A 24,402-nucleotide genomic window follows, 5' to 3' on the forward strand; every position below is an offset into this window, starting at 1 on the left:
TGGCCGTTAACGAAGGCATTCTGTCGACCGAATTGGCGCCGTTTGGCGGCGTGAAGGAATCCGGGCTTGGGCGTGAAGGGTCCCGCCACGGGTTGGACGAGTTCACCGAGTTGAAATACGTCTGTGTGGGGGGCCTTTAAGCGCTTTTCGGCCATTGCCACCGGAAGGTCGTCGACGCCGTCAGAGCGCAAGCGGGCCGGGTGATGCACACTTGCCAGACGGTCATGCCCTACGAAGGCTGCGTCCAAGTGGCGGAGAAACTCAGCCAGATTTCTGCGGTGCGCAACGATTAAGTCACACGAGCCGATGCAAGAAAACGGCATCGGCTCGATGCGTCTGTCGTCGCTCAAGACATTGGCATCGTCAAACAGGTGTTTCGAATTATGCTATGCTTTTCATCATTTTTCAGATCGCCCTAATGCAAGGAGTGCTGCCGCTTCGTAGGTTCGCAGGACATGCGCTTCTTTCAGGATTTTTTTATGAATAGTGTCAATGAACATGTCGCCACCCCGGCCTCGGGCAGTGACGAGCAGGCAGATGCCAAAGAGAACTTGGGAGTTCGCGCATACAAGCAGTTAAAGAACGATATCATCAAGGGCGCTTTTCGCCCCGACGAAAAGCTGCGTATGAGCGCCCTCAAGGAGCGTTACGACCTGGGCATTGGGCCACTGCGTGAAGCGTTGTCGCAACTGGTAGCCGAGCACCTAGTGGTGGCGATCAGCCAGCGAGGTTATCGCGTGGCGCCGATGTCGCTGGCCGAGCTTCACGATATTTATGATGCGCGTGCGCAACTCGAAGCGATGATGCTTGGCTTGGCGATTGAGCGCGGAGGCGATGCCTGGGAAGCGGATATTTTGGCGAAATCTTATCAATTGTCCAAAGTGAGCGAAGCCAATACCCCTGACTCGCTTTTGGAAATTTGGGATGCGCGCCATAGTGCGTTTCATACCGCTTTGGTTCGTGGCTGTCGTTCGCCGCAACTGATGAAAGTGCGCGATGGGCTCTTTGATAAGGTCCAGCGCTATCGCCATTTTTGGCTCAAAGAAACCGTTTTTTCCGAGCAGGCGTTGGATAAAAAGCGCCAAGAGCACGATGCCCTCGTTGAGGTCACGCTGGCGCACCGCAAAGAAGACGCCGAGCGCATGATGCGCGACCATTTGATGACGCCCGTCCCGATCATTACGTCGGTAATGCAGCAACAAGGCATTGCTTAACGCGCCAGCTATCGTGAAGGGTGCCCCATCCCGATGGCTGGCGCGTTTTGACGGGCGTTGTTAATGGATAGGCTGTGCCGTTGCTAGAACAATAGACCGGGTAGCCACAGCGCGATGCTTGGGAAAGCGACAATCAGAGCCAGGCCGAGAATTTGCAACGCCACGTAAGGCAGTGCCGAGTAATAAATATCCACGATGGTGATGGACTTTGGCGCGACTGACCGCATGTAAAAGAGGTTGTAGCCAAAAGGGGGCGTTAAATACGCGGATTGCATGCTGAGGATAAACAGCACCGCAAACCAAGTCGTATCGAAGCCTAGGTCGCGCACAATCGGCACGTAAAGCGGGATGGTGATGAACAGAATGGCAAAATCATCCAAAAACATGCCGAGTACGAAGAAGCTAGCCAGCATGATGATAATGACGGTGTAGGGCGATAGCGCAAAGTCATCAATGAGGTCGCTGACGATCATGCCAGCGCCCAACCCCATATAGATCTTACTAAAGAACACCGCCGCGATCGCAATCCAGAGCAGCATGCCGGTGATTTTTGTCGTGCTGAGCATGACGTAGCGCAGCAAATCCCAATTGAGCCTACCCCGCATGGCGGCAATGAGCATCGCGCCCGACGCCCCAACGGCAGAGGCTTCAGAGGGAGACGTGACGCCACCAATGATGCAGCCCAATACGGTTGTGACCAATATGCCGGGGGCAATCACGTGGCGCAGTGAGATCAGCTTCTCTTTGGCGGTGAAGCGCTCTTCTTTGGGGGCGGCAGGCCCGAGTGCCGGGTTGATGCGGCAGCGTATCAGCACATACACCATGTAGATGCCCGCCAGCATCACACCGGGCATTAAGCCCGCAGCGAACAGCTTGCCGACTGATTCACGTGCGAGAAACGCATAGACGATCATCAGTACGCTCGGCGGGATCAGAAAACCGAGGGCGCCGCCTGCCATGATAGTGCCGGTGATCAGTCGTTTGTCATAGCCACGTTTGAGCATGGCGGGTAGGGCAATGATGCCTAGGCTGACAGTCGCTGCCCCCGAGACACCGGCCATCGCGGCGATAAGCGCACAGATCAGAATGGTACCGACGCCAAGGCCGCCGGGCAGTCGGCCCATTAGTTTGTGTATCATCTCGAACAGGTTGTCGGTGATCCCTGAACGTTCTAGTACCAACCCCATGAAGATGAACAGCGGTAACGCGACCAACAGAAAGTTGTCCATGGTGCTGTAGGCCGACGAGAGCAGAAAATCCAGCCCGCCAGGGCCGAACATTACATAGGCACTGCCCATGCCCGATATCATGAGTGCCCATGCCAGCGGGGCACCCATTGCCATCAAAATAATCATGGAGATAAACATGATGGCAGTGGTGGTAAGTGGATCTAAATTCGCCATGAAAAAACCCTTTCTCGGGCATACCTTCAAGGATATACCGGGGTGTGTTTCTTATTGCGCCACGATAAATGCCATCGTATTGCCTGTCTTAGCGCGGGCGCCTTAATAGTCGGCATCGCTCATGTCATCTCGCGGGTCGTCATAGCGCATGCCAAACAAGCGCACGACGGCGCGGACAAACTCAGCTACGCACTGCAGGATTAAAAACCCAACAGCAATAGGGATCGTCGATTTGATGGGCCATAGCGCTGGACGCCAAATGCTGCTGTTGGAGTACTCGCCGATGAGCCATGAGCGGTAAGCGAACTCCACCGCCAATTTAAAAAAGATAGCCAAAACGAGAATGCCCAGGGCAAAGACGATCACGTCGCAGAATGCCTGTACACGAAACGGCAATAAACGGTAGATGACGTCGCTACGTACATGCTGCTGATGGCGTAAGGTATAGCTTCCGGCTAGGATGCTCAGCGCACCGAAGAACATAGTTGCCAGCTCGTGCCCCCACACCGTGGGGGCATTGAAGATATAGCGAGCAAATACTTCATAGAGCAGTACACCGATGATACCTAGCGTCAGCCAGGAAGTAGCTTTGCCGACCCAGTCGGAAAGCCCATCCTGAAAACGTAGATAGCCGGTAATCTTACTCACTGATGCGTCCTTTCGCTTTGGCATTTTCGATCAGAATTTCGACTGCTTTGGCGTTGCGCTCAGAGCGCTGTGCTTCTTCTTTCCAGATAGGGAGGGACGCTTCGGCCATACGGCGCGAATCTTCTTCTGGCAGAGTGGAAAACTCAAATAGCTCACCTTCTTCGATCAGGCGATGGTTCCCTTCTTCGAGCCAGTTGTGCACATCACGCAGGTACTGATCAATTTCTGTGGTGAGAATCTGCTGTTGCTCTTCGCTCATGCGCTCCCAGGTATTCGGGTTAATAAACGCGTTTTCCGTCCAGCCAGGGTTGATCAGGTTCATATCGGTGTAGTAACCCGCGACTTCGTCGATGCGTAGCTGTTCGTACTCAATTGGGCCGCCGTAGACGGCGCCATCGATGACCCCGGTGGAGAGCGCGACATAAAGCTCTTCGCCCGGAATGAAGGCGGTCGGAATATCAAATTTCTCCAGCACCGTGGCAATTGAGCTGGTAGCGCGGATGCGCATGTCCTGTAGGTCTTCTAGGCTATCGACCGGCTCGGTGGTTACCAGTCCATAATCGCTGCCAAAACCGCGGCCGATCAGCTTAACGCCCTTCTCTTCGTAGGCTTCAGCGACCAGTTCATCCAGTCCCTGGTTGGCAAAAATATCGCGTGCTTCCTCGACATCGACCCAAGCTCCCGGAAGGCCGCCTTCGATCGTCCCAATACCGACTGTGCCGGGCCAGTAACTTCCCACACCGTGAGCAAGATCGATGCTGCCGCGGGCGACAGCTTCAACGAACTGATCGCTGTCGACGAGGGCGCCACCACGGAAGAATTGCAGCCGGATAGAGCCATCACTGGCTTCTTCGACACGTTCGCGAAGGTCTGAGGCGATTGAGTCAACTTCGGTGCCGTAGAACGTATGCATGCGCAAGCGCACCGTATCCGCGTAGACCGCTTGGCTGGCTAGCACGGAAGCGGCGACGGAGGTGGCAAGAGCACTTTTCACGAATGCGGAGAGCGTCATAGTAAGACCTTTTCATGCAGTTAATGTTATTGATGGTGGTCAATGCCTAGAGCGTCGAAAACACGTTAAGCGCCTTCAGTGTAATCACACGTAACGCAATCGTGCCAGAAAAATTTCTATAGAATTGCTTAATATCAACATTATTTTTAGCAGGCAAATGAAAATTTTTATTCTTCAGCCGTCAGTATGGTTCTATCTCGAAGTGAGCTTCTTGAGGATTGACAGGGTGGGGTGGAAAAGCGACGCTGGCTTTGTTGACGGCGGCGACCAGCAAGGAGAAGCCCCATGCTTGAAGATTGTAAAAACGCCCTGGAACGTTGGGGCGGCGTGCATACGCTAATTGATCGCTGGCTTGAACAGCGTAAAACGTTGTTGGTGAGCTTTATTGAGCTCAAAGAGACGTGCGACGCGGAGCTTGACGCCGTAAATAAGACGCGAGTCGATACGTTTAGCGAGCTATTGATGGATTACATCAGCGCTGGCCATTTCGAGGTGTACCCGCAGCTAGCAGAAGAAGCAAAAGCCTTCGGCGATGAATCTGCGTTAGTCATCGCGTCCAAGCTTTTGGAACGTTTGGAGTTATCGACGGAGTTGGCGCTTGAGTTTGAGACCGATTTTGCCACCCCGATACGCTGCCAGCGGAACTTAGCGCGTCTTCCGGCGTGGATTGATCGCCTCGCTAAAGGGTTGAACGAGCGTTTTATGCTGGAAGACCAGTTGATTGCCCGGCTGCACGCTGCGCACAGCCCGCAAAAAGAAGCTACCTCGCCTATTTAAGCTTGTGCGCTTATTTTTCAGCCTGCGTTAAAGCGCCACTTAAGTGCAAGCGTTACGAGGCGAGTGTGATCACTAGCCGCAGGTCTGATTGAGTTTTTGTTGCAGCGCGCATACCATCTTGACGTCTTGAGTTGCGTCGACGATGGCACCCCGCGCTGTCTGCGGCATCCTACTCTTGGCTTACTGATCATAGTGAGTCCACCCAACCAAGGAGCTACGATGAAAGATCCCGTACGTATTGCGATTACCGGCGGTGCCGGCCAGATCAGCTATTCTCTTATTTTCCGCATTGCCGCTGGCGACATGCTGGGGCCAGATCAACCTGTGATTCTCCAGCTGCTGGAAATCCCACCGGCAATGGACGCGCTGAGTGGCGTGGTAATGGAAGTCAACGATTGCGCCTTCCCGCTGGTGCAGGACATCGTGGCAACTGACGATCCGAACGTGGCGTTTAAAGATGCCGATTTCGCCTTGCTTGTCGGCGCACGTCCGCGCGGCCCAGGCATGGAGCGTAAAGACCTACTCGAAGCTAACGCGGCGATTTTCTCTGTTCAAGGTAAAGCGCTTAACGATAACGCTAGCCGTGACGTACGCGTGCTGGTTGTCGGCAACCCGGCCAACACGAACGCCTTGATTGCGTCTTGTAACGCGCCGGATCTCGACGTGGGGCAGTTCACTGCGATGACGCGGCTGGACCACAACCGTGCCTTGACGCAGCTGGCACAAAAAACCGGCAAGCACGTGACTGACGTTGAAAGCTTGATCATTTGGGGTAATCACAGCGCGACCCAGTACCCAGATTTGGCCCAGTGCAAGGTCGACGGCAAAGCAGCGTTTGATCTGGTTGAACGCGACTGGTACGAAAACGACTTCATTCCCACCGTGCAGCAGCGCGGCGCGGCAATCATCAAGGCACGCGGTGCATCTTCTGCGGCGTCTGCGGCGTCCTCCGCCATTGATCATATGCGTGATTGGGCGCTGGGCTGCGACGGCATCGTCAGCATGGCGATCCCGTCTGACGGCAGCTACGGGATTGAGGAAGGTATCATTTACTCTTACCCGGTGCGTTGCCAGGGCGGTCAGTATGAAATCGTCCAAGGCTTTGAGCTTGACGACTTCAGCAAAGAGAAAATGCAGGCGACCGAGAAAGAGCTGCGCGAAGAGCGTGCGGCGGTTGAACACCTGCTTGGCTAAGTATTTGCCGTGATCTCGAAGCACAAAAAACCCCGCCACGGCGGGGTTTTTCACTTTCAGGCGACTGACACAAGCTCAATCGCGTAGGCTCATGATTCGCCACTGGCGCTCTTCGGCGACCTTGCGCAGCGTGTCATCGGGGTCAACGGCGACGGGGTTATCGATTTTTTCCAGCAGTGGAATGTCGTTGTGAGAATCGCTGTAAAACCAAGCACCGTCCAGTGTGATTTCCTGATCTTCCAACCAAGCCTGTAAGCGCGTGACCTTGCCCTCGCGGTAGCTCGGCACACCCGATACGTTGCCGGTGTAGTGGCCATCCACCATTTCGGGCTCAATGGCAATTAAGTGGTCGATCCCCAAACGCTCGGCGATGGGGCCGGTAATAAAACGGTTGGTCGCGGTAATAATCAAGAGTGTGTCGTCACGGGTGCGGTGACGAGCGATCAGCTCTTCCGCTTTGGGCAGAATATGCTGCTCGATTTTGCTGGCCATAAATTGCTGGTGCCAAGCAGCAAGCTGTTCAGGTGTGTTTTCTGCCAGCGGCTTCAGCGCGACGGCGAGAAAAGCGTTAATGTCTAGCGTACCGGCGTTGTAATCGGCCATGAAGCGCTCGTTTGCTTGGCGGTATTCAACCGGGTCGACCGCACCTTGTTCGAGCAGAAACTCCCCCCAGGCGTGATCGCTATCAGTGGATAGCAAGGTATTATCCAGGTCAAAAATGGCCAGGCTCACAGCACTCCCCTTATCGCATTCGTTAGTCGTGGTCGTTAACGTTGGTGTAATTATCGCAGAGTCATTTTGCCTTTCCTACTAATTGACCCGGTTTAGCGCCTTGATTTCGACGTTATGGTGGCATTTTGGGCGTTAAGCGGAGAATGTATTGATACGCTTGTCACCGTTGTGGAAAAATGGCGATAACTGAAAATTTAATAAGGTGATGTCCGTGATCGACGCTGACGGCTTTCGCCCTAACGTTGGCATCATTATTGCCAACGGCCAAGGGCAGCTGCTTTGGGCGCGTCGTGTAGGGCAAAACGCGTGGCAGTTTCCCCAGGGAGGCATCAAAGCTAGCGAAACTCCGCAACAAGCTCTTTTTCGTGAGCTTCACGAAGAAATCGGCCTGACCGCCGAGGACGTTGATATTGTTGCCTGCACCCGGGGCTGGCTACGCTACCGCCTACCGCGACGCATGATTCGTTCCCATGCGCGGCCGGTGTGTATCGGCCAGAAACAGAAGTGGTATTTACTTCAGATTCGTTGCCAAGAGAACCGAATCTGTATGACGGCAACCCCTAAGCCAGAGTTCGATGGTTGGCGTTGGGTAAGCTATTGGTATCCGTTAGGGCAGGTGGTGCCCTTTAAGCGTGAAGTGTATCGCCGCGCGCTACGCGAACTTTCTCCTCGCCTCCAGCGGATGGCCCAGGAAGGCGAAGCGTCGCTGGTTCACTCTGTCGCAGAGCCGTCGTGGTCACCCAGGTGAGCTTTCATTTTCCTCAGCGAGGCCAATATAGTGAAAAGTAAAACGTCCATGCTTGAGGTGCTGCGACGCGTTATTCAGGAAGTGAATGGCGCGCGCAATCTTGACGCGGCGCTCTCAACGATGGTGCGCCGGATCCGCAAAGCGATGTTGACCGATGTCTGCTCGTTCTATCTTTACGATAAAGAGCTTGAGTCGCTGGTGTTGATGGAGACCATTGGTCTGCGTACTCAGGCGGTTGGCCGCGTGGTCCTACCCCTCGGCGAGGGGCTAGTGGGGTTGGTGGCCAAGCGTAGCGAGCCGCTAAACTTAGAAGATGCGCGCATACATCCGCATTTTCGTTATTTTGAAGCGACCGGAGAAGAGCGCTACTCCAGCTTTCTTGGCGTACCCATTATCCATCAACGCCGGATGCTCGGGGTGCTGGTGGTCCAGCAGGCCGAAAAGCGCCGCTATAACGATGAAGATGAAGCGTTTCTGGTCACCATGGCGGCGCAGCTGGCGGGCGTGCTAGCGCATGCGTTGGCAACCGGTAATCTCACGCGGCCCTCGTTGTCCGGGAGCCAGGCGATGTTTAAAGGGGTGGCCTCGTCACCCGGTATCGCCATGGGCGAGGCCGTTGTGATCGCCCCGCCAGCAGACCTCAATAGCGTGCCAGACTTGGTGCCAAGCGATGAAGCCTTTGAAATCTCACGGTTAAAAGAAGCCATTGCCAAGACCCGCGATGAAATTCGCGCGGCGGCTGAGCGCTTGGTAAACCGTATTTCCAGCCAGGAGTTAGCGCTTTTTGATGTCTACCAGCAGATGCTGGGCGAGACAGCGCTTTCTGAAGAAGTTGAAAAACGCATCCGTGAAGGGCAGTGGGCGCCGGGGGCGCTCGCCGATGTAGTGCGTCGCCACGTGCAGTATTTAGAACGGGTGGATGACGACTATCTGCGCGAGCGTGCGGCGGATATTCGTGATCTCGGTCGCCGTGTATTGGCACATTTGCAAGAAGACTCCCCCAGCACACCCGAAACCTACCCCGATAACGCCATTTTAGTCGGTGATGAAATCAGTGTGGCCATGCTAGGGGAGGTGCCCCGCGATAAGCTGAAAGGGCTTGTGTCGGTGCGCGGCTCTAGTACGTCTCACGTGGCGATAGTGGCGCGTGCGATGGGGATTCCCACTGTGCTGGGGATGGTGGATTTGCCACTACCGCGGCTCTCGGGCGCCCAGGTGGTACTTGATGGCCACCGCGGGCGGCTTTTCGTGCGCCCTGGTGCTGAGTTGAGTCGCTACTATGAAACCATCATTGCGGAAGAAGAAGCGCTTACCGCATTGCTTGAGCATGAGCAGGATTTGCCCAGCGAAACGACCGATGGCCATGAAGTGCCGTTGATGGTGAACACCGGCCTTGCCGTTGATGCTGCTGCCTTGCTGAAAAGCCGAATCAGCGGGGTGGGGCTTTACCGTACCGAAGTGCCGTTTATGATCACCGAGCGCTTTCCCGGCGAGAAAGAGCAAACACGTTTGTATCGCGATCAGCTAGAGGGTTTCTCACCGTTGCCGGTGGTCATGCGCACGCTGGATATCGGTGGTGATAAAGACCTGCCTTACTTTCCTATCGAAGAGGCTAACCCTTTCTTAGGCTGGCGGGGAATGCGTGTCACCCTTGATCACCCCGAAGTGTTGATGGTGCAGTTGCGGGCGATGCTCAAGGCGTCGCAGGGGCTGGATAACCTATACGTGCTCTTTCCAATGATCACCAATGTGGAAGAGGTGGATGAAGCACTTAAGCTTTTGGATCGCGCGATCGTCGAGCTGGGAGAAGAGGGCATCACGGTTCAGCGCCCGAATGTCGGTGTGATGATTGAAGTCCCGGCGACGATTTACCAAATGGATGCGCTCGCCAAGCGTGTCGATTTCTTCTCGGTGGGCAGCAATGACCTAACCCAATATCTGCTGGCCGTTGATCGAAACAACCCACGCGTCTCTGATCTTTATGATGCGCTACATCCGGCGCTACTCGGCGCACTGGTCGAGCTTGCCCAAGATGCGAGGCGCCTTGATAAGCCTATTTCGCTATGTGGCGAGCTCGCGGGCGACCCTGCAGGAGCGCTGTTATTAATGGCGATGGGGTTTACCAGTCTCTCGATGAATGCACCCAGCTTGCCCAAAGTGCGTGCCGCTATCCGGCGTGTGTCGTTTAGCGACGCGCAAATATTGCTCGACGAGGTTATGTGCCTCGATACGCCTGCTCAGGTGCACCCACACCTGGAAGCGCGCATGGAATCGTGGGAGCTTTCGCACCTAATGCCGCCCAAAGATTAACGCTGTGCTTCGCTGAATACATGTTGACCGTCAAAGAGGGCGGTTTCGCCCTGAAACTGGCCGTTCTGCCCGAAGCGCTGCTCGGTCATCGCGGTATTGCCTTGGCGGTCGAGCGTTACCCATGTGGTCGCTCGAGTACCGTACGTCTCCCCGACAATAAACGCGGCGGATAAGCGCTGTTCTAACGTTAGCCCCACGCCGGTATCGGGCAGCGCTTGGGCGGGGGCTTCGTCGGTCTGTTGAATGACGTGGCGCGAGGCTTCCGGCCAAGTGATGGGTGGCGTGGTGTCTCGTACCATCGCTTGGTGAAGCTTAACCGTTTTAGGCCAGGGTGTGTTGAGGTCGGCATTGGAGAGCGTATGTATACCGCGAGGTACTTCACGTAACGCTGTGCGTTCTCGACCGCGATGGAGATGCCACATCTGGGTGGGGGTGGCGACAAGCAGGTTAAACCCCGCGTAGCGCGGTGCACTTTCGGTCAGTTGCTCAAGCCAGGTAGGTAGATCCTCGCAAGTAAGCGCTTGCACCACCAGCTCACCCCGACTGGGTGTGCCGGGTGGCGCTACCAGCGCCGGGTCACGCACATTGGTTAGCGTGGCAAGCACACCCTGGCGATTAACCGCCAGCCATGTGCCGCCAGCTTCGAGATCGCGTCCGCCGAGAATCGGCGCATCATCCCAGTCGTGCAGCCCTGCCGTCGGGCGCACGTAAAATTCATCGCGATTGCCAATGAGCCTCAAGGGCGTTGGCGCGCCGGGTTGCCAATCGAAGGCGAGTAAACACATGCCATCATACCTTTTTCAATAGATGTTCAATAAACGTGGTTCATATGACAGCGACGCGACCGCCACGTACACTTAGCACTGCTTTTATCAATCGCAACGCGCTTACAACCCTTATGACCAAAACAGGGGCGCAAGGCCAACGGAAAGGCACAGCCATGCAAGGTTATCATCGTAAGGAGCATTTCTGGAATGTCGTTATCTGGCCGATTCTATGGCCTTGGCTGCTGGCGCAGCTTGCGCTCGTCGGTCTCTGCTTGATCGTGGGGCTCGTTATATGGGGGATGAACCCCGAACAAGCCTCGTGGGGCACGGTGGTGACATTGATGGCAGCGCTGTTGCTGGGCAGTAGTCTTAACGTTGGCGCGGTTGTCGTTCTCGTGCGTGCGCGGGCGCGACGTTTTGAATCTACGTTCGATCAAGTATTAGGTGAATTAGAGCAGCACACTTCAACGCTTTGTGAGCGCAGTGGACTTGCCACCGTTGCACCCATGGAGGCGCAAGAAGTAAAAACGCAGCGCCCTCATGCCCGCGTTTCGCATGTCATCGTGCAGTTGGCCCAGCTTGGGCGGTATCTGGCAACCTTAGCGCCTTCTTTGGACAAGTCACCGGCTGCTAATAGTGCCCAGCAAACATTGCTCGATGACTTGGCGCATAAACAGCAACAGCTCGATCAGCTGTTACAAGGGCGTGAGCGCGCCCGGGAAGAGTCGCGATTAAAATCCAGCTATTTGCACCTGCTTCAGCGCGAAACCAATGCGTTGTTTGAGTGTTTGGGGGATTTAAGGGCGGCGCCGGATGCGCGTGAAGCAGACTTGAAAGAATGCCGTGAGCGGTTGGCCGATATTCGTGCGCTGTTGGCCAATGTGGCAGAAGAGATGCCCGAGATGTCGACGATGGCATCGCCAGCACACCCACGTAGGGTGTTGGTGGTCGACGATGGTCCCGTTAATTTAATGTTGGCCCAGCAAGTGCTGGAAAAGCACGGGCTTGAGGTGGATACGGTCAGTAGCGGTGAAGATGCGCTTGCGCTTCAGCAAACCCACGCGTTTGACTTGGTCTTTATGGATATTTTTATGCCCGAGATGGATGGGTTAGAGACAAGCCGTCGCTGGCGCGCTTATGAGAAAACCTACGGCAAGGCAAGTGCGATTCTCGTCGCGCTGACGGCGAATGCCGATACCGCCGGCCGCGAACGCTGCCTACAGGCGGGAATGAACGACTTGATCGCTAAGCCCTATCAACCCGAAAGCCTGATAAATAAAGTTGCCGCCTGGTTCCCCGATGATGTGGCGGAGGCTTCGCCGTTATGACAGTGTTAATCACGTTGCTGGGGTATCTGGCATTAGGGGCGGCAGCTGGCACCATGGCGGGGCTTTTTGGCGTTGGTGGCGGTTTGATTATTGTCCCCGCCCTCGCGTTTGCGTTTGAACTGCAAGGCGTTGCCTCTGAAGTGCTGATGCATTTGGCGGTGGGAACATCGCTTGCCACCATTGTCGTCACCGGTGCCTCATCCGCTTTTGCCCACTTTCAGAAAGGGAGTATTTATCAGCCGTGGTTTATGGCGCTCTTGCCGGGGTTGATGCTAGGAGCGGTCGCTGGCGTTTTTGTCGCCGGAAGCTTATCCGGCACGCTACTGGGAACGCTATTTGGTATTTTTGTGTTGTTAGTGGCTGTCAAAATGATCTTGGGGCTTGCACCCAAGCCGGGCAGTGTCGCGCCGGGTAAGCCCGCGATGGTGCTTGCCGGTACGGTGATCGGGGCTATTTCCGCGCTTTTTGGTATTGGTGGGGGCACGCTGGCCGTACCGTGGCTGTCACGCTGTGGCGCCACGATGACACAAGCGGTAGGCACATCTGCCGCTTGCGGGTTACCCATCGCTTTTTTCGGCGCAATGACGTTTATCATCGTTGGGTGGGGCCACCCGCTACTGCCTTCCACCGCGACGGGGTTTGTGATGTGGCCAGCGTTTATGGGTATTGTGCTGGCGAGCGTGCCCTTCGCGCACCTTGGCGTGAAGCTTGCTCATGTGCTGCCAGCCCATATTCTGCGCTACGCGTTTTCCACGTTATTAACGTTGGTTGGGTTACGTTTTGTCTTCGGTTGATTCGCATTGAAGCCGTGTCTATTTTTGTAAAATTTGCGAGAGTGTGATGATTGCTTATCCCGAGATTGACCCTGTTGCTATCTCCCTCGGCCCCTTTCAGGTGCATTGGTATGGGCTAATGTACGTGGTTGGGTTCGTGGCGGCTTGGTGGCTGGGTGGTAAACGTGCCGCACGTATCGGGCTCACGCGCGATGACATTGGCGATTTGCTCTTCTACGCGGCTATCGGCGTGGTGGTGGGTGGTCGCGTGGGTTATGCGCTCTTTTATGGCTGGGAGCAACTCGCAGCCGATCCGCTGTGGATTTTCCGCGTGTGGGATGGCGGCATGAGCTTTCACGGCGGATTGCTCGGTGTCGCACTAGCGGCGTGGTGGTTCGCACGCAAAAAAAACCTCGCCTATTTAACCCTGACAGACTTTATTGCGCCACTGGCGCCGATTGGTTTGGGCGCCGGGCGAATAGGTAATTTTATCAATCATGAGTTGCCCGGCCGCGTGACATCCCTACCCTGGGGTATGCCATTTCCCGGCATGGGGCCAGAACCGCGTCACCCGTCAGCCCTGTATGAAGCGCTACTCGAAGGCGCGGTGCTCTTTGTGCTGCTATGGTGGATATCTGCCAAGCCACAAAGGCGTGGGCTTGTCTCAGGGGTGTTTTTGCTTGCTTATGGCGCTTTCCGTTTCTTAGTGGAGTTCGTTCGGCTGCCGGATGCCCATATTGGCTTTATTGCGTTTGGCTGGATCACCATGGGCATGCTCCTCACGCTGCCGATGATGCTGTGTGGTGCATTACTCATCGCGTGGTCGCAAAAACAGTCGGTGGATGTGAAGACAGCAGCCAAGCAGGTATAAGGGAAAGAAAGAAGGGGGCGCGATGCGGCTCACTAACGTTCAGCGTGAAACCATCAAAGGCGTGACCAAAGAGCTGTTTGGAAGCGACGCGGAGGTGAAATTATTTGGTTCTCGACTAGATGACGCTGCCAAAGGTGGGGATATTGACTTGTTAGTCGTTAGCGAAGCGCTAATTAAAAACAAGGTACAAAAAGCCCTTTATATGGTGGCGCGCCTTCAGGTTAAGCTTGGCGACCAACCTATTGATGTGCTTGTGGTTGATCCTGAAACAGCATTGACTGCCGTTCATCGCCAAGCATTAAGAGCGGGAGAAACACTTTGAAATTCGATGACCTGCTTCCAGTTAATCGTTTTATTGCAACCTTAGAGGTTGTTGAGCGCGAAGGCGTGCATCTAGCTTACAGCTGGCAGACACTATTCGGTGACGGGCAGAAAATAGACGCGGAGTGGGTTATTGGCCTAGAGCGCAACCCGGAAGAGGCTGTCCGTCTAGAAGCGTTTGTCTCACGTTATGGACGCATGCAAGATACGCTTGCAGATAAACTCTTACCGCGTTGGTTAATGGCATTGGCAGAAAGACCAGGTAGCCAAATTGAAACGCTGAATCGTGCTGAACGATTGGGTGTCATTGAAAGTGTTGAAGCGTGGCTTGCCGCTCGAAAATTGCGTAATCAGCTCGTGCATGAATATATGCAAGATCCTGTCGCTTTTGCCGAGGCATTAAACGTTGCGATGTCCACCAGTGTGATGGTGCTGGAAACCTATAACCATCTACAACGCTATGCCGAAAATACGATGAATTTAAGTAATCTTCCTAAGCCGCTTAGATTGCCTACAGACACTGAAAAATAGCTTTATTGACGCTAAACTCACTTCAAACTTCAACCACGAATGGATATACCGTGACGGCGACAGAGCCTTTGAAACAGCCTTCGGCAACGCAGCCTGCACTTGAGCAGCCTTATCTTGAGTTGATGCACACCGTGCTGAATCACGGTGTGGATCGTGAGGATCGTACCGGCGTGGGGACGCGCTCGGTGTTTGGTCATCAGATGTGCTTTGACTTGTCTCGTGGCTTTCCGCTTTTAACCACCAAAAAACTTCACCTGCGTTCGATCATTCATGAGCTGTTGTGGTTTTTGCGCGGCGATACCAATATCGCGTATTTGAAAGAAAACGGGGTGAAAATTTGGGACGCCTGGGCGGATGAAAATGGCGACTTGGGGCCGGTATACGGCTACCAATGGCGCAGTTGGCCGCGCCCGGAAGGCGGCAGCGTCGATCAAATCAAGCACGTGGTTGAACAGATCCACACCAACCCACAGTCGCGACGCCTGATTGTTTCTGCGTGGAACCCCGCGCAGGTGGATGAAATGCAGCTGCCGCCGTGTCACTGCTTATTTCAGTTCTACGTCGCCAACGGGCGCCTTTCCTGCCAGCTTTACCAGCGCAGCGCGGATATTTTCCTCGGGGTGCCGTTTAATATCGCAAGCTACGCGCTGTTGCTCAGTATGGTGGCCCACGTCACCGGCTTAAAGCCGGGCGAGTTTATTCACACGCTGGGTGATGCCCACCTGTACAGCAATCATCTTGAGCAAGCGCGCGAACAGCTGACGCGTACGCCAAAAGCCCCACCGCGGCTCGTGCTGTCGCCCGAGGTGACGGACCTTTTCGCGTTTCAGTTTGATGATATCTGCATCGATGATTACGACGCGCACCCGCATATCAAAGCAAAGGTGGCGGTATGACTTCACAGCCCGAGCCGTTGGTGCCAGCCGCCATGATTGCCGCGATGGCAAAAAATCGCGTCATCGGCGTTGATGGCAAGCTACCGTGGTACCTGCCTGAGGATTTACAGTTCTTTAAGCGTATGACGCAAGCCAGGCCCTTGGTGATGGGGCGTAAAACGTTTGAGTCCATCGGTAAGCCGCTGCCAAACCGCCTCAATATCGTGGTGACCCGCGATACTCGCTGGCATAAAGACGGCGTGCGCGTGTGCCACCGCTTGGAAGATGCCCTCGCATTGGCGGACCAACAAGCCACTATCGAAGCAGCGGAAGAGATCATGGTGATGGGCGGCGGTGAGATCTACGCCGACGCCATGCCGTTTGTTGAGCGACTTTATATCACTGAGGTGGATGTCGAGGTGGAGGGCGATGCTTACTTCCCCGAGATTGACCCACAGTGGTGGCAAGAAGTGCAGCGCGTGCCAGGTACCCCCCAGCACGGCCAGCCTGCCTACGATTTTGTCGTCTACGAGCGCCGTCAGCGTGTGTGACGCTGCTAAACAAGGAGCCAACGCATATGGCAGCCCGCGTGATGCAGTTATTGGATGACCTAGAAGCTCGCTTAGAACACGCTCAGCGTGAAATCAACGTGTTGAAGGAAGAAAACCAACGGCTTAAACAAAAGCTTGAAGAGCAGGGCGCCGCTGAAGAAATGCAGGCACCAGTTCAAGTTCCATCTATGCCGCAAGCTCCATCTACGTCGCCTGCCGTTGAGCGCACACCCGTCGCGGAAAAGTCCGTAGAGAGTGTGGAAGGTGTGGAAAGCGCTAAGCCGCCGTCTCCTCAAGAGTTGTTGCAGCAGTGGTACAAGCGCTACCCGAACGCGTTTTTCAAAGGCCATACCAAACCCTTAAAAGTCGGGATTCACCAGGATTTAGCCGAACGCGAACCATGGTCAAACAAATTGATTCGCCGTGCGCTTGCCAACTACGTCAATTTGCCGCGCTACGCCAAAGCCATGCACGCAGGGGTTAAGCGGATAGATTTAGACGGCAATGCCGTTGGTGTTGTTGACCAGCAGGCGGCACAGTTTGCTGCGGAGAAACGCCAACATAACGCGCCTGCCGATAAAAAAGCGCCAAAAAACGTACCGCAGGCGGCGCCAAAGGCAGAGCAAAATGGCGATGAAAAGCACCCTAAAAACGTGCATAAGCCGCGTCAAAAGCCCAAAGAAGGGGCAAGCGGTGAAGGTAATCAGCAGGTTGAAGCGCGACCCCTCTCGCTGGAAGAGAAGTTGGCCAGCCTGCAAGCCAAATTTGAGCGCCCCTGAGACAGGCTTTATTCGGGGGCGTTCCATATAAAAAGCGCGAATAATTAAAAAACAGTGTTTTTCTCTATTGCGTTCCCTGAAATCCCGGTATAAGGTTCTACCTGCGAGCATTGGACTATAACAAGGTTTGCGCAGGACATGCCCTCCTCACTAACGAGGAGTCAAAAAGAGCATGCCGCCAAACCAATAGCAGGCGAAAGCCTGACAAACGATCGAATCAATAAGCTAGTTAAGGAAACGACTCATGAAAAAGACACTTTTAGCAACTGCTATCGCCGGTGCGGCCTTCGCTTCAGGCGCACAAGCCGCTACCGTATACAACGAAGACGGCACCAAGCTAGACATTTACGGCAACATCCAGATTGCTTATTACAGCACTGATGATGCAGCGGGCGACGCACAAGACGGAATTACCGATAACGGTACGACGTTTGGTTTTGCTGCCGAGCACATGATTACCCGTGATCTGGCCGGTTACCTGAAACTTGAAATTGATGACATCAAAGCAGACGAAATGGCGACTGCGACTGATGACGATGATGCAGGCGATACGGCTTATATTGGCTTGAAAGGCAACTTTGGTGATGTTCGCCTGGGTTCTTATGACCAGCTGATCGACGACTGGATTCAAGATCCGATCACCAACAACGAAGGCTTTGACGTTTCTGACTCTACCAAGGCACATGGTAGCGGTGGCGATCAGCAGACCGATAAGGTGACTTATACGTCTCCTTCGTTCAGCGGCATGCAGTTCGCGGTAGGTACTCAGTATAAAGGTGATTTTGACTCTGCTGATAGCGGCGTTGATCAAGGTGACAGTAACGCGTCCTTCTTCGGTGGCGCTAAATACACCGCCGGTGCGTTCTCCATCGCTGCTGTCTATGACAACCTAGATAACGTGCTTTACAACAACAACGGCACGGCTGATAGCGTTGGCGACCAGTACGGTTTTACCGCTCAGTACACTGTTGATACGCTCCGCCTGTCAGCGAAGCTTGAGCGCTTTGACTCCGATATTACCGATGGCGACTCCACTAACTTCTACGCGTTGGGTGCACGCTACGGCTACGGTAATGGCGATATCTACGGCGCCTACCAGTACGTTGATGTTGGTGCAGGTACCTTCCTATCCGAAGCAGATGAGTCACTCCAGGGTGATCAAGACCGCGACGAAACTTACAACGAAGTTATCTTAGGCGCGACTTACAATGTCTCTGATGCCATGTACGTTTGGTCTGAAGTCGCCATGTATGATCGTGAAAACGACGAAGATGACGGCGTAGGTGTTGGTGTAACTTACTTGTTCTAAACTTTCTTGCAGGGTTTCCTGCCTGAAGGACAGAATACGAAAGCCGATCCTCAGGGGTCGGCTTTTTTTATTGAAAGTGTTGTGAGCGAGGTTTTATGAAAACGCCATTATTTGCCGTCAGCCTGTTAGCGCTGAGTATGACGTTGGTAACAGTATCTCACGCCAGCGAAATGCAGGATCGCTTTCGTGAAGAGGGCGGTGGGCTCGATTTAACCGGTTTTTTTAATGCGGAAACGGATGCCCGTAGCCGTAGCTTTCACTTTGGTGGCGTCAACGAGCATGATTTTAATGTGACGCGCTCGGGGATTTACCGTTTTGATAGTCGCACTACGGCCGGCTACTCTGATAACTACCAAATTGCGGCGGTGCTTGAAGATGATAAAGGAAATGTCATTACGCGTACCGAGGCGTTAGGCCAAAACGGCGGGTTGGCAATGCAACAACGGCTTGACCCCGGCCGTTATGTGCTGCGCGTAGAAGCTCAGCGCTTTGGTCGCCGCGGAAAGGCGGGAGATGGCTACTCCGTCTTGGTTAATGCCCTTAATGAGAAAGGGCAAGCCGTTGATGACGGAGTCGACGACGGCAGCGGTATCGTGTTTTCCGGGAAAACCCGCGAAAGTGACGACTCTGTTTTTGTGCGCAGTGAAAATGCTGTCGTTTCACTTGGCAATCGTCGCCAAGGCAATAGCGAGCAAAGTGAGAAAAAAGCTGCCAATGCTAGTGTGGTAGCTAGCAGTGCAGCAGAAACCCAGCAGCCAGGTTCTGCTGAGGTGAAGGAGCGAGCCGCTTCTTCACAACGTGATAAACGTGCTACGGATACGTCTGAGACCCCGGCTTTCAACACCTTAGTGACGGATGTGAAAATTCGTACGCACGGTGAAGTGTTAACGTTCGATATGGCAGAATCATCAAATGTTGCGATTACGACATCGACGTACCCGAGCGGCTATGAGGACACCTATCGCATTGAGCTCGACGTACTGAATGCTCAAGGCCGTGTCGTTGCTGAAGGGGCAGGGGAAGGTTTTGATGGTGATGTGGATCTGCGTACCCAGCTCCAGCCAGGGCGTTATACGATTCGTGTGAATGGCCAAAAGTTCGGTAACGCACGCGATGGTGTTAATAATTATGAGCTTAAGGTGCAGTAGCTGGATTGATTTACTACCATCCGTCAGCTAAAAAGGCCTGTCTTCAACAGGCCTTTGTTTTTGGGTCGCGCACCATAAAAAAGCCCGGGCATATTGCCAGGGCTCAAAGATCGAAAACGTGTTTGCTGTTAATAAAAATAGTAACTCAGCGTTGGAGAAGCCTTAGAACGTGTATTTTACGCTGGCTTGAACGCGACTGGCGTCGCCATCGGTGCCGTCGTACTCATCAACGGCGGCGTACTGGTACTCAAGGCCGTACATGATGCGTTCTGCGGGCTTATAGCGCAGGTTGGCATGTACGCTCATGGTGCTGTCGCGGAAGCCAGAAGCCTGGGCTGCCGCCTCGTCATCGGCGTCGCCACCGCTATAGCCGACCGCTACTAAGCCGTTGAGCATTGGGGTTAGAGGCATATCGACAAAGCCCATGGCATCGACCTGAGAAACGGTTTCTATATCGCCGTTTGCATCAAGGTAGCCGTTCTGGAACGGAGAGACCGAGTTGAAAATGTAACGGTTGGCGCCATCGTTATAGCCGAAGTTGCCGCCTAGCTTGACGCCGCCGACAGTGGTGGAGGCAGCAAGCATCACGCCGTAGCCGTTCTCGGATGCATCGGTGTTCCCATCATCCACTTCCAGATAGGTAACAACACCCGATAAGGAATAGTTGAGTGGGCCAGCCGCTCCTTTGTATTTCATGGTTAAATCGGGGAGCGGGTCATTATCATCTAAACTATTATTAACGGTGGACTCAGGGTTCTCAAGGGCGACTGAGAGGCCGCCAGTGGTGTAGCGCAGCTGGGCCTGACGGTTGAAGATGTAGCCGGCTGGGCCATTGAAATCCAGCGTCGGAGGCAGCGCAACCAGCGGCATGAAGTTGGACCACGTTTGACCGGCGAGAATGCCATTCCAGGAGCCGAAGCCGTGACGCAGGCGCAGCTGTGTGGAGTTGCTGACCACTTGGTTGAAGCCCGAGTCGGCGTTGCCGGAGAAGAAATCGGCCTCAACGTAGGTTTTAAGGTTGCTGCCCGAGACCATTGCATCGGTACCAAAGCCGAAACGTGTCTGGCGAGCGTGGAAGCGCGTACTACCCTCGACTTCGTTATCTTCGGCAGCACCGGTGTTAATTGAGCCGATGTTGAAAGCATCGCCAAGATCTTCTTCGACGTTATAAATCATGTCAAGTTTCGTGTAACCGCCGTAGTTGACGGTCACATCGCCAACCTCAAACTCGTAAGCGTGTGAGGCAGACGCCACGGCTAGGACGAGAGCGCTTGCGGAAAAAAGCGATGCTTTTTTAAAGGTTGTTTGAATTGTCACGTGCTATTCCTTTCGATGTCTGGACCGCTGTCGGCCAGCGGATCATTATTGTAGTGGTCGTACATCAATCAGATAGTCTTTAGCGTGTGAACGCTGCTTGCTATCCACGCCTAACATAGCGATGCCGCGCATAAGTGACAATCGTGTAATCGATAGATTGCGACCAAAGAACGAGGAACTTTTGCCGTAGTGGCTCATTTTCGAGGAAGACAGTGTTTTTCGAATAAAATCAGGTAAGCGAAAACGAACCACACGCTGTGTCATCGTACCCAAGCTATCGTAGCGTTAAAGGAAAAGGGAGGCTTCGACGCTTGTGATATGGCATAGTTATGAAAAGCTATTGAGTTATTTAACGTCGCTTAGTATGTATAACGTCTTTACCTGAGACCTGAGATATAAGAAGGATACCGCTTGGCTCAATCCTCCAACTGGAATCTACTTCGCTTTTTTCACACGCTACAAGGGCGCCTCGTATTTGGGCTAGCACTTACGTGGTTGCTGGTGGTAGCGCTTGTCCTGGGTATGGCGTGGTATTTGGGGCAATCGATGGTGCAGAGTACTAGCTTGTCGAACCTGCGCTACGAAGCGAATATGCTAACGGATGAAATCTCGCAGCAGATGAATTCCCGTATTAGCGCGCTTGAGAAGGTGTCTGAGACCGTCAAAGGTCGAGATAACCCGTTGTGGCTGCAAAATGAGCTTCGCCGCAATAATGCGCTATTAGAGTGGTTTGACGGTATCGTCGTCATCGACGCAAACGGCGAAGTCGTCGCCGATTGGCCCGTGGTCGTTGATTGGCAAGGGCTTGATACAGCGCAAACCGAATTTTTTCGTATGCTGAAAGGCACGCAAAACCCCTATGTGAGCGAGCCGTTTATAGGCCGGGCGAGTCAATACCCCATGGTGTTGGTTAACGTGCCAAGGTTTGACGCGCAGGGAGAGTTCGATGGCGTTATCGGCGGCGTGGTGAGTTTGCGAACCAGCGGCTTATTTTCTCGCCTTTCGCGAATGCAGCAAAGCGAAGGCAGCTACGCAGTGATTTTCACCGCCGCGGGCACTGTGTTGTATCACCCCGAGCGTGAAAAAATCATGTCAGACGCACTATCGCAATTTAATAACCGTTGGCTGAGCGAGGCACTGGATGGCTGGCAAGGCACTGCCGTTGGTTCGCTTATGAATGGTGAGGCCGGCATGCAGGCTTACGGCCAAGTATGGCCTGCCGGATGGATTGTGGGGCGTTATTTAACCAGAGAACAAGCAGATCTACCGCTATCTGATTACATCAAAAAACTGTGGTGGATTTGGGCCATGTTAGCGGTGCTAATGCTGCCGCTGCTGTGGTGGCTATTGGGCCGCTTACTACACCCGCTGCGTTATTTGGAAACCCAGATTGGTGAAGTGGGCCTTGGCCAGCGCCAGAAAGTGGCATTGGCAACCAACATGCAAGAGCTCAATCAGGTGGCTTCTACGTTCAACCGTGTTGAGGGTGAGCGCCAAGCGCTGCTTAATAGCCTGCATGAACGTGAAGCGTTTTTAAACTCAATCCTACAGGCCACGCCGCAAGGCATGTTTGTGGCCAACTTTGACGGCGAGATTACCTACATGAACCCGGCGTTGCTTGATCTGCTGGGCATTTCCTCGACCATACCCACGTCGCAGTGGATTAAGCAGGTGCACCCGGATGATCGCGAGGGTGCCCTGGATATGTGGCGCCATAGCTTAAAAACCCACAGTGATTTTGTGCGTCAGCTACGCTTTATTCGCCATGGTACGTCCGATCAAAATGCGGGCAAAGAAATCCTCTGGCTTGAGGTGCACGCGCGGGCAGTGATGGTATCTCAAGCGGAATTTTCGCTTGGGATGGTTGGCATGGTGAAGGATATTACTGAACGACGTCAGCAGGAAGCGATCCAGCGTTGGGAGGCGGAACATGATCCGCTCACCGGGCTTTTAAATCGCCGCGGTTTTGATCGGCGCTTGGATGAGGCCTTTGCCGAATTCCAAAAGACCAGTACACCGTCGGTATTGATGATGTTTGATTTAGACCACTTCAAGCCAATCAACGATGAAGGTGGCCACGCCCTGGGTGATGAAATGCTGCGCCGTATTGCGCAAGTGGTGGCCTGGGAGGTGCGCCGCAGTGACCACGTCGCTAGGCAGGGGGGCGACGAATTTGGCGTATTGCTGCCCAGCTGTACGCTAAGCCAAGCACAGAAAGTGGCAGAATCGCTACGGCAAGCGGTCGCTGATATCTCAGTGACACATGAAGGCAAAGAGTATTGCGTCACGCTAAGTATGGGTGTCACGGCATTTAGCGAAGATGACCATGAAGTGGACGATGCGATGAAACGCGCTGATGCCGCCAGTTATGACGCTAAGGCGCAAGGGTGTAATGCCGTGGTTATTAGTGTGCTTGACACCTCCAATGTTAATGCGCTTTTTGATTAAAAGCGGCTTTCGCAAGCCACGTTAGCCATTGAGGTCTTTTAAGCGTTCGTTGAACGTTTTTATTTAGTCGGTTGGTTGTCTAGCGTTTGCTATGAGAGAGGCCTTTTGTGAGTTTACTAGCGCTTTTTGCGCGAACGTTGGATGTCACGCTACCCGTGTTTGCGATGGTGTTTGTTGGCCTAGGGCTTAAGCGGGTGGGCTGGATAGATGCCGCTTTTGTCTCCACTGCCTCAGCGCTGGTATTCAAAGCGACGCTGCCTACGCTGATTTTTATGAGCCTCATTCAGGCGGACCTTGCTGTCGCGCTTAATGCCCCATTACTCCTTTTTTTCGCTCTCGCCACGCTTGTGCAGTTTTTAATCAGCTGGGCATGGGCGCATTACCGCGTACCTTATGCTGATCGCGGTGTGTATATTCAAGGGGCTTTTCGCGGTAACTGTGGAATCGTGGGGCTTGCGTTAGCGGCAGCGATGTACGGCAGCTACGGGCTATCTGCCGGGGGCGTTTTACTCGGCGTGGTGATTTTGACGTATAACGCGCTCTCAGTGATTGTGCTGGCCACGTTTCAGCCTGGCCAATCCACCGATTGGCGTCATCTGTTGGGCAGTATTGTGACCAACCCATTGATTATCGCGGTGATGGCGGCAGTGCCCTTTGCCGCATTTGATCTTCCTCTGCCAAGTTGGTTAATGACGTCAGGTGAGTATTTCGCCTCCCTGACGCTGCCGCTGGCACTGATTTGTATTGGTGCGACACTCTCGGTCTCTTCGTTAAGAGAAGATAGCCAGGCGGCACTTGGCGCAAGCACGTTGAAAATGGTGGTGTTGCCAGGGTTAGCGACGTTAGCCGCCTGGCTTCTAGGTTTTTCCGGCCGTGAGCTTGGTTTGTTGTTTCTGTTTTTCGCCAGCCCCACCGCCGCGGCAAGCTTTGTGATGGTGAAAGCCTTGGGCGGTAACACCGCCCTTGCGGCGAATATTATCGCCATGACGACATTGATGGCTAGCGTGACGGTCACGTTGGGGATTTTCGTACTGCGCGGCCTCGGTTGGATCTAATCACCGAAGCCTTCGCGTTCTGGCTGGGAGTTGGCGCCTTAGCAAGTCAAACGTTATACTATGCAACCTTCCACGTCCCTGTAGCTCAGTAGGATAGAGCAGCCGCCTCCTAAGCGGCAGGTCGCAGGTTCGAATCCTGCCAGGGACGCCATTAGCACAATAGCTGACTATCCTCTCTTTGAGAAATCCGCGTTTTTGCCCTTGGTTCCCCTGGTTTTGCAAATATTGGGAAGCTAGTGATAGCTATCTATGTGAGGCTTAGGCGTTTTGCCACTTGCCGTTAGTCGACGG

Annotated in this window: 24 protein-coding genes, 1 tRNA gene and 1 pseudogene; 20 read left to right on the forward strand and 6 right to left on the reverse strand. The window is 54.1% G+C overall.

Annotation, left to right across the window (positions count from 1 at the left end; translation table 11 throughout):
• The 3 genes and pseudogenes from M8006_RS06995 to csiR form a co-directional block, all read left to right on the forward strand.
• On the forward strand, window positions 1-140 hold a 140-nt coding region (locus tag M8006_RS06995), incomplete at its 5' end, for an aldehyde dehydrogenase family protein (RefSeq protein ID WP_250080835.1).
• A 9-nt stretch (window positions 141-149) separates the two neighbouring features.
• Window positions 150-284 (forward strand): annotated as a pseudogene (locus M8006_RS18260) (4-aminobutyrate--2-oxoglutarate transaminase); the annotation flags it as partial.
• Window positions 285-479: 195 nt separating this feature from the next.
• Entirely contained in the window at window positions 480-1,214 is a 735-nt protein-coding gene (gene csiR / locus M8006_RS07000; protein WP_250080746.1) for a DNA-binding transcriptional regulator CsiR, read from the forward strand.
• 83 nt (window positions 1,215-1,297) lie between these two features.
• Here the strand turns inward: csiR and M8006_RS07005 are convergent, their stop codons facing one another.
• From M8006_RS07005 to dctP, 3 genes are all read right to left on the reverse strand, one after another.
• The gene (locus M8006_RS07005) at window positions 1,298-2,617 is read right to left on the reverse strand and encodes a TRAP transporter large permease (protein WP_250080747.1); all 1,320 of its coding nucleotides are present in this window, start codon (window positions 2,615-2,617) and stop codon (window positions 1,298-1,300) included.
• Window positions 2,618-2,719: 102 nt separating this feature from the next.
• Window positions 2,720-3,265 carry a TRAP transporter small permease subunit gene (locus M8006_RS07010; RefSeq protein WP_250080748.1) on the reverse strand — a complete coding sequence of 182 codons (546 nt, stop codon included), beginning with the start codon at window positions 3,263-3,265 and terminating at the stop codon, window positions 2,720-2,722.
• Window positions 3,258-4,277, reverse strand: coding sequence for a TRAP transporter substrate-binding protein DctP (gene dctP / locus M8006_RS07015; protein WP_250080749.1), 1,020 nt, complete (start codon window positions 4,275-4,277; stop codon window positions 3,258-3,260). Before dctP ends, M8006_RS07010 begins: the two co-directional genes overlap by 8 nt.
• A 285-nt stretch (window positions 4,278-4,562) precedes the next feature.
• Between dctP and rsd the strand changes: the two genes are divergently transcribed.
• Entirely contained in the window at window positions 4,563-5,054 is a 492-nt protein-coding gene (rsd, locus tag M8006_RS07020) for a sigma D regulator (protein ID WP_250080750.1), read from the forward strand.
• A gap of 219 nt (window positions 5,055-5,273) precedes the next feature.
• Window positions 5,274-6,248: a malate dehydrogenase gene (locus tag M8006_RS07025; protein ID WP_250080751.1), complete on the forward strand. Its 975-nt coding sequence runs from the start codon at window positions 5,274-5,276 to the stop codon at window positions 6,246-6,248.
• Window positions 6,249-6,323: 75 nt separating this feature from the next.
• On the opposite strand, the gene M8006_RS07030 is transcribed toward M8006_RS07025, so the two are convergent.
• Entirely contained in the window at window positions 6,324-6,980 is a 657-nt protein-coding gene (locus M8006_RS07030) for a histidinol-phosphatase (RefSeq protein ID WP_250080752.1), read from the reverse strand.
• Window positions 6,981-7,191: 211 nt separating this feature from the next.
• Here M8006_RS07030 and M8006_RS07035 point away from each other — a divergent pair, with 211 nt between their 5' ends.
• A complete protein-coding gene (locus M8006_RS07035) occupies window positions 7,192-7,728 on the forward strand; it encodes an RNA pyrophosphohydrolase (protein WP_250080753.1) in 537 nt (178 codons plus the stop codon).
• 48 nt (window positions 7,729-7,776) lie between these two features.
• Window positions 7,777-10,038 carry a phosphoenolpyruvate--protein phosphotransferase gene (ptsP, locus tag M8006_RS07040; RefSeq protein ID WP_250080836.1) on the forward strand — a complete coding sequence of 754 codons (2,262 nt, stop codon included), beginning with the start codon at window positions 7,777-7,779 and terminating at the stop codon, window positions 10,036-10,038.
• Here ptsP and M8006_RS07045 read toward each other — a convergent pair.
• Window positions 10,035-10,823, reverse strand: a complete 789-nt coding sequence (locus M8006_RS07045; RefSeq protein ID WP_250080754.1) for an NRDE family protein — start codon at window positions 10,821-10,823, stop codon at window positions 10,035-10,037. The two genes, ptsP and M8006_RS07045, sit on opposite strands and share 4 nt — an antisense overlap.
• A 155-nt stretch (window positions 10,824-10,978) precedes the next feature.
• On the opposite strand from M8006_RS07045, the gene M8006_RS07050 reads away from it, so the two are divergent.
• The 10 genes from M8006_RS07050 to M8006_RS07095 all read left to right on the forward strand — a co-directional run bounded on the left by M8006_RS07050 (window position 10,979) and on the right by M8006_RS07095 (window position 19,291).
• Window positions 10,979-12,133 carry a response regulator gene (locus M8006_RS07050; RefSeq protein ID WP_250080755.1) on the forward strand — a complete coding sequence of 385 codons (1,155 nt, stop codon included), beginning with the start codon at window positions 10,979-10,981 and terminating at the stop codon, window positions 12,131-12,133.
• Window positions 12,130-12,927 (forward strand): sulfite exporter TauE/SafE family protein, encoded by a 798-nt coding sequence (locus M8006_RS07055; protein ID WP_250080756.1) that lies wholly within the window; start codon window positions 12,130-12,132, stop codon window positions 12,925-12,927. Before M8006_RS07050 ends, M8006_RS07055 begins: the two co-directional genes overlap by 4 nt.
• Window positions 12,928-12,973: 46 nt before the next feature.
• Window positions 12,974-13,777, forward strand: a complete 804-nt coding sequence (gene lgt, locus M8006_RS07060; protein WP_250080757.1) for a prolipoprotein diacylglyceryl transferase — start codon at window positions 12,974-12,976, stop codon at window positions 13,775-13,777.
• Between the two features lie 22 nt (window positions 13,778-13,799).
• Window positions 13,800-14,099: a nucleotidyltransferase domain-containing protein gene (locus M8006_RS07065; RefSeq protein ID WP_250080758.1), complete on the forward strand. Its 300-nt coding sequence runs from the start codon at window positions 13,800-13,802 to the stop codon at window positions 14,097-14,099.
• Window positions 14,096-14,629, forward strand: a complete 534-nt coding sequence (locus M8006_RS07070; protein WP_250080759.1) for a hypothetical protein — start codon at window positions 14,096-14,098, stop codon at window positions 14,627-14,629. Before M8006_RS07065 ends, M8006_RS07070 begins: the two co-directional genes overlap by 4 nt.
• Before the next feature lie 122 nt (window positions 14,630-14,751).
• Window positions 14,752-15,525, forward strand: coding sequence for a thymidylate synthase (locus M8006_RS07075; RefSeq protein ID WP_250080837.1), 774 nt, complete (start codon window positions 14,752-14,754; stop codon window positions 15,523-15,525).
• Window positions 15,522-16,055, forward strand: coding sequence for a dihydrofolate reductase (locus tag M8006_RS07080; RefSeq protein ID WP_250080760.1), 534 nt, complete (start codon window positions 15,522-15,524; stop codon window positions 16,053-16,055). The genes M8006_RS07075 and M8006_RS07080 overlap by 4 nt, the downstream gene beginning before the upstream one ends.
• Before the next feature lie 26 nt (window positions 16,056-16,081).
• Window positions 16,082-16,834, forward strand: a complete 753-nt coding sequence (locus tag M8006_RS07085; RefSeq protein ID WP_250080761.1) for a ProQ/FINO family protein — start codon at window positions 16,082-16,084, stop codon at window positions 16,832-16,834.
• A gap of 244 nt (window positions 16,835-17,078) precedes the next feature.
• Window positions 17,079-18,143: a porin gene (locus tag M8006_RS07090; protein WP_250080762.1), complete on the forward strand. Its 1,065-nt coding sequence runs from the start codon at window positions 17,079-17,081 to the stop codon at window positions 18,141-18,143.
• 95 nt (window positions 18,144-18,238) lie between these two features.
• Window positions 18,239-19,291 (forward strand): hypothetical protein, encoded by a 1,053-nt coding sequence (locus M8006_RS07095; protein WP_250080763.1) that lies wholly within the window; start codon window positions 18,239-18,241, stop codon window positions 19,289-19,291.
• 162 nt (window positions 19,292-19,453) lie between these two features.
• Here M8006_RS07095 and M8006_RS07100 read toward each other — a convergent pair whose 3' ends face one another.
• The gene (locus M8006_RS07100; protein ID WP_250080764.1) at window positions 19,454-20,608 is read right to left on the reverse strand and encodes a DcaP family trimeric outer membrane transporter; all 1,155 of its coding nucleotides are present in this window, start codon (window positions 20,606-20,608) and stop codon (window positions 19,454-19,456) included.
• Between the two features lie 411 nt (window positions 20,609-21,019).
• On the opposite strand from M8006_RS07100, the gene M8006_RS07105 reads away from it, so the two are divergent.
• The 3 genes from M8006_RS07105 to M8006_RS07115 all read left to right on the forward strand — a co-directional run bounded on the left by M8006_RS07105 (window position 21,020) and on the right by M8006_RS07115 (window position 24,262).
• Window positions 21,020-23,056 (forward strand): sensor domain-containing diguanylate cyclase, encoded by a 2,037-nt coding sequence (locus M8006_RS07105; RefSeq protein WP_347709747.1) that lies wholly within the window; start codon window positions 21,020-21,022, stop codon window positions 23,054-23,056.
• A gap of 107 nt (window positions 23,057-23,163) precedes the next feature.
• On the forward strand, window positions 23,164-24,111 hold the full coding sequence (locus tag M8006_RS07110; RefSeq protein WP_250080765.1) for an AEC family transporter: 948 nt from the start codon (window positions 23,164-23,166) through the stop codon (window positions 24,109-24,111).
• 74 nt (window positions 24,112-24,185) lie between these two features.
• Window positions 24,186-24,262 (forward strand) — tRNA-Arg (locus M8006_RS07115).
• The last annotated feature ends 140 nt before the right edge of the window (window positions 24,263-24,402 follow it).

This window comes from Halomonas llamarensis, assembly GCF_023555005.1.
In the GTDB taxonomy this organism is placed as follows: Bacteria; Pseudomonadota; Gammaproteobacteria; order Pseudomonadales; family Halomonadaceae; genus Vreelandella; species Vreelandella llamarensis.

Coding starts and splice junctions, on each gene's coding strand:
- M8006_RS07050 (WP_250080755.1), top strand. CDS start 10,979: ATGCAAGGTTATCATCGTAAGGAGCATTTCTGGAATGTCGTTATCTGG.
- dctP (WP_250080749.1), bottom strand. CDS start 4,277: ATGACGCTCTCCGCATTCGTGAAAAGTGCTCTTGCCACCTCCGTCGCC.
- M8006_RS07005 (WP_250080747.1), bottom strand. CDS start 2,617: ATGGCGAATTTAGATCCACTTACCACCACTGCCATCATGTTTATCTCC.
- M8006_RS07025 (WP_250080751.1), top strand. CDS start 5,274: ATGAAAGATCCCGTACGTATTGCGATTACCGGCGGTGCCGGCCAGATC.
- rsd (WP_250080750.1), top strand. CDS start 4,563: ATGCTTGAAGATTGTAAAAACGCCCTGGAACGTTGGGGCGGCGTGCAT.
- csiR (WP_250080746.1), top strand. CDS start 480: ATGAATAGTGTCAATGAACATGTCGCCACCCCGGCCTCGGGCAGTGAC.
- M8006_RS07080 (WP_250080760.1), top strand. CDS start 15,522: ATGACTTCACAGCCCGAGCCGTTGGTGCCAGCCGCCATGATTGCCGCG.
- M8006_RS07075 (WP_250080837.1), top strand. CDS start 14,752: ATGCACACCGTGCTGAATCACGGTGTGGATCGTGAGGATCGTACCGGC.
- M8006_RS07090 (WP_250080762.1), top strand. CDS start 17,079: ATGAAAAAGACACTTTTAGCAACTGCTATCGCCGGTGCGGCCTTCGCT.
- M8006_RS07085 (WP_250080761.1), top strand. CDS start 16,082: ATGGCAGCCCGCGTGATGCAGTTATTGGATGACCTAGAAGCTCGCTTA.
- M8006_RS07055 (WP_250080756.1), top strand. CDS start 12,130: ATGACAGTGTTAATCACGTTGCTGGGGTATCTGGCATTAGGGGCGGCA.
- M8006_RS07065 (WP_250080758.1), top strand. CDS start 13,800: ATGCGGCTCACTAACGTTCAGCGTGAAACCATCAAAGGCGTGACCAAA.
- ptsP (WP_250080836.1), top strand. CDS start 7,777: ATGCTTGAGGTGCTGCGACGCGTTATTCAGGAAGTGAATGGCGCGCGC.
- lgt (WP_250080757.1), top strand. CDS start 12,974: ATGATTGCTTATCCCGAGATTGACCCTGTTGCTATCTCCCTCGGCCCC.
- M8006_RS07045 (WP_250080754.1), bottom strand. CDS start 10,823: ATGTGTTTACTCGCCTTCGATTGGCAACCCGGCGCGCCAACGCCCTTG.
- M8006_RS07095 (WP_250080763.1), top strand. CDS start 18,239: ATGAAAACGCCATTATTTGCCGTCAGCCTGTTAGCGCTGAGTATGACG.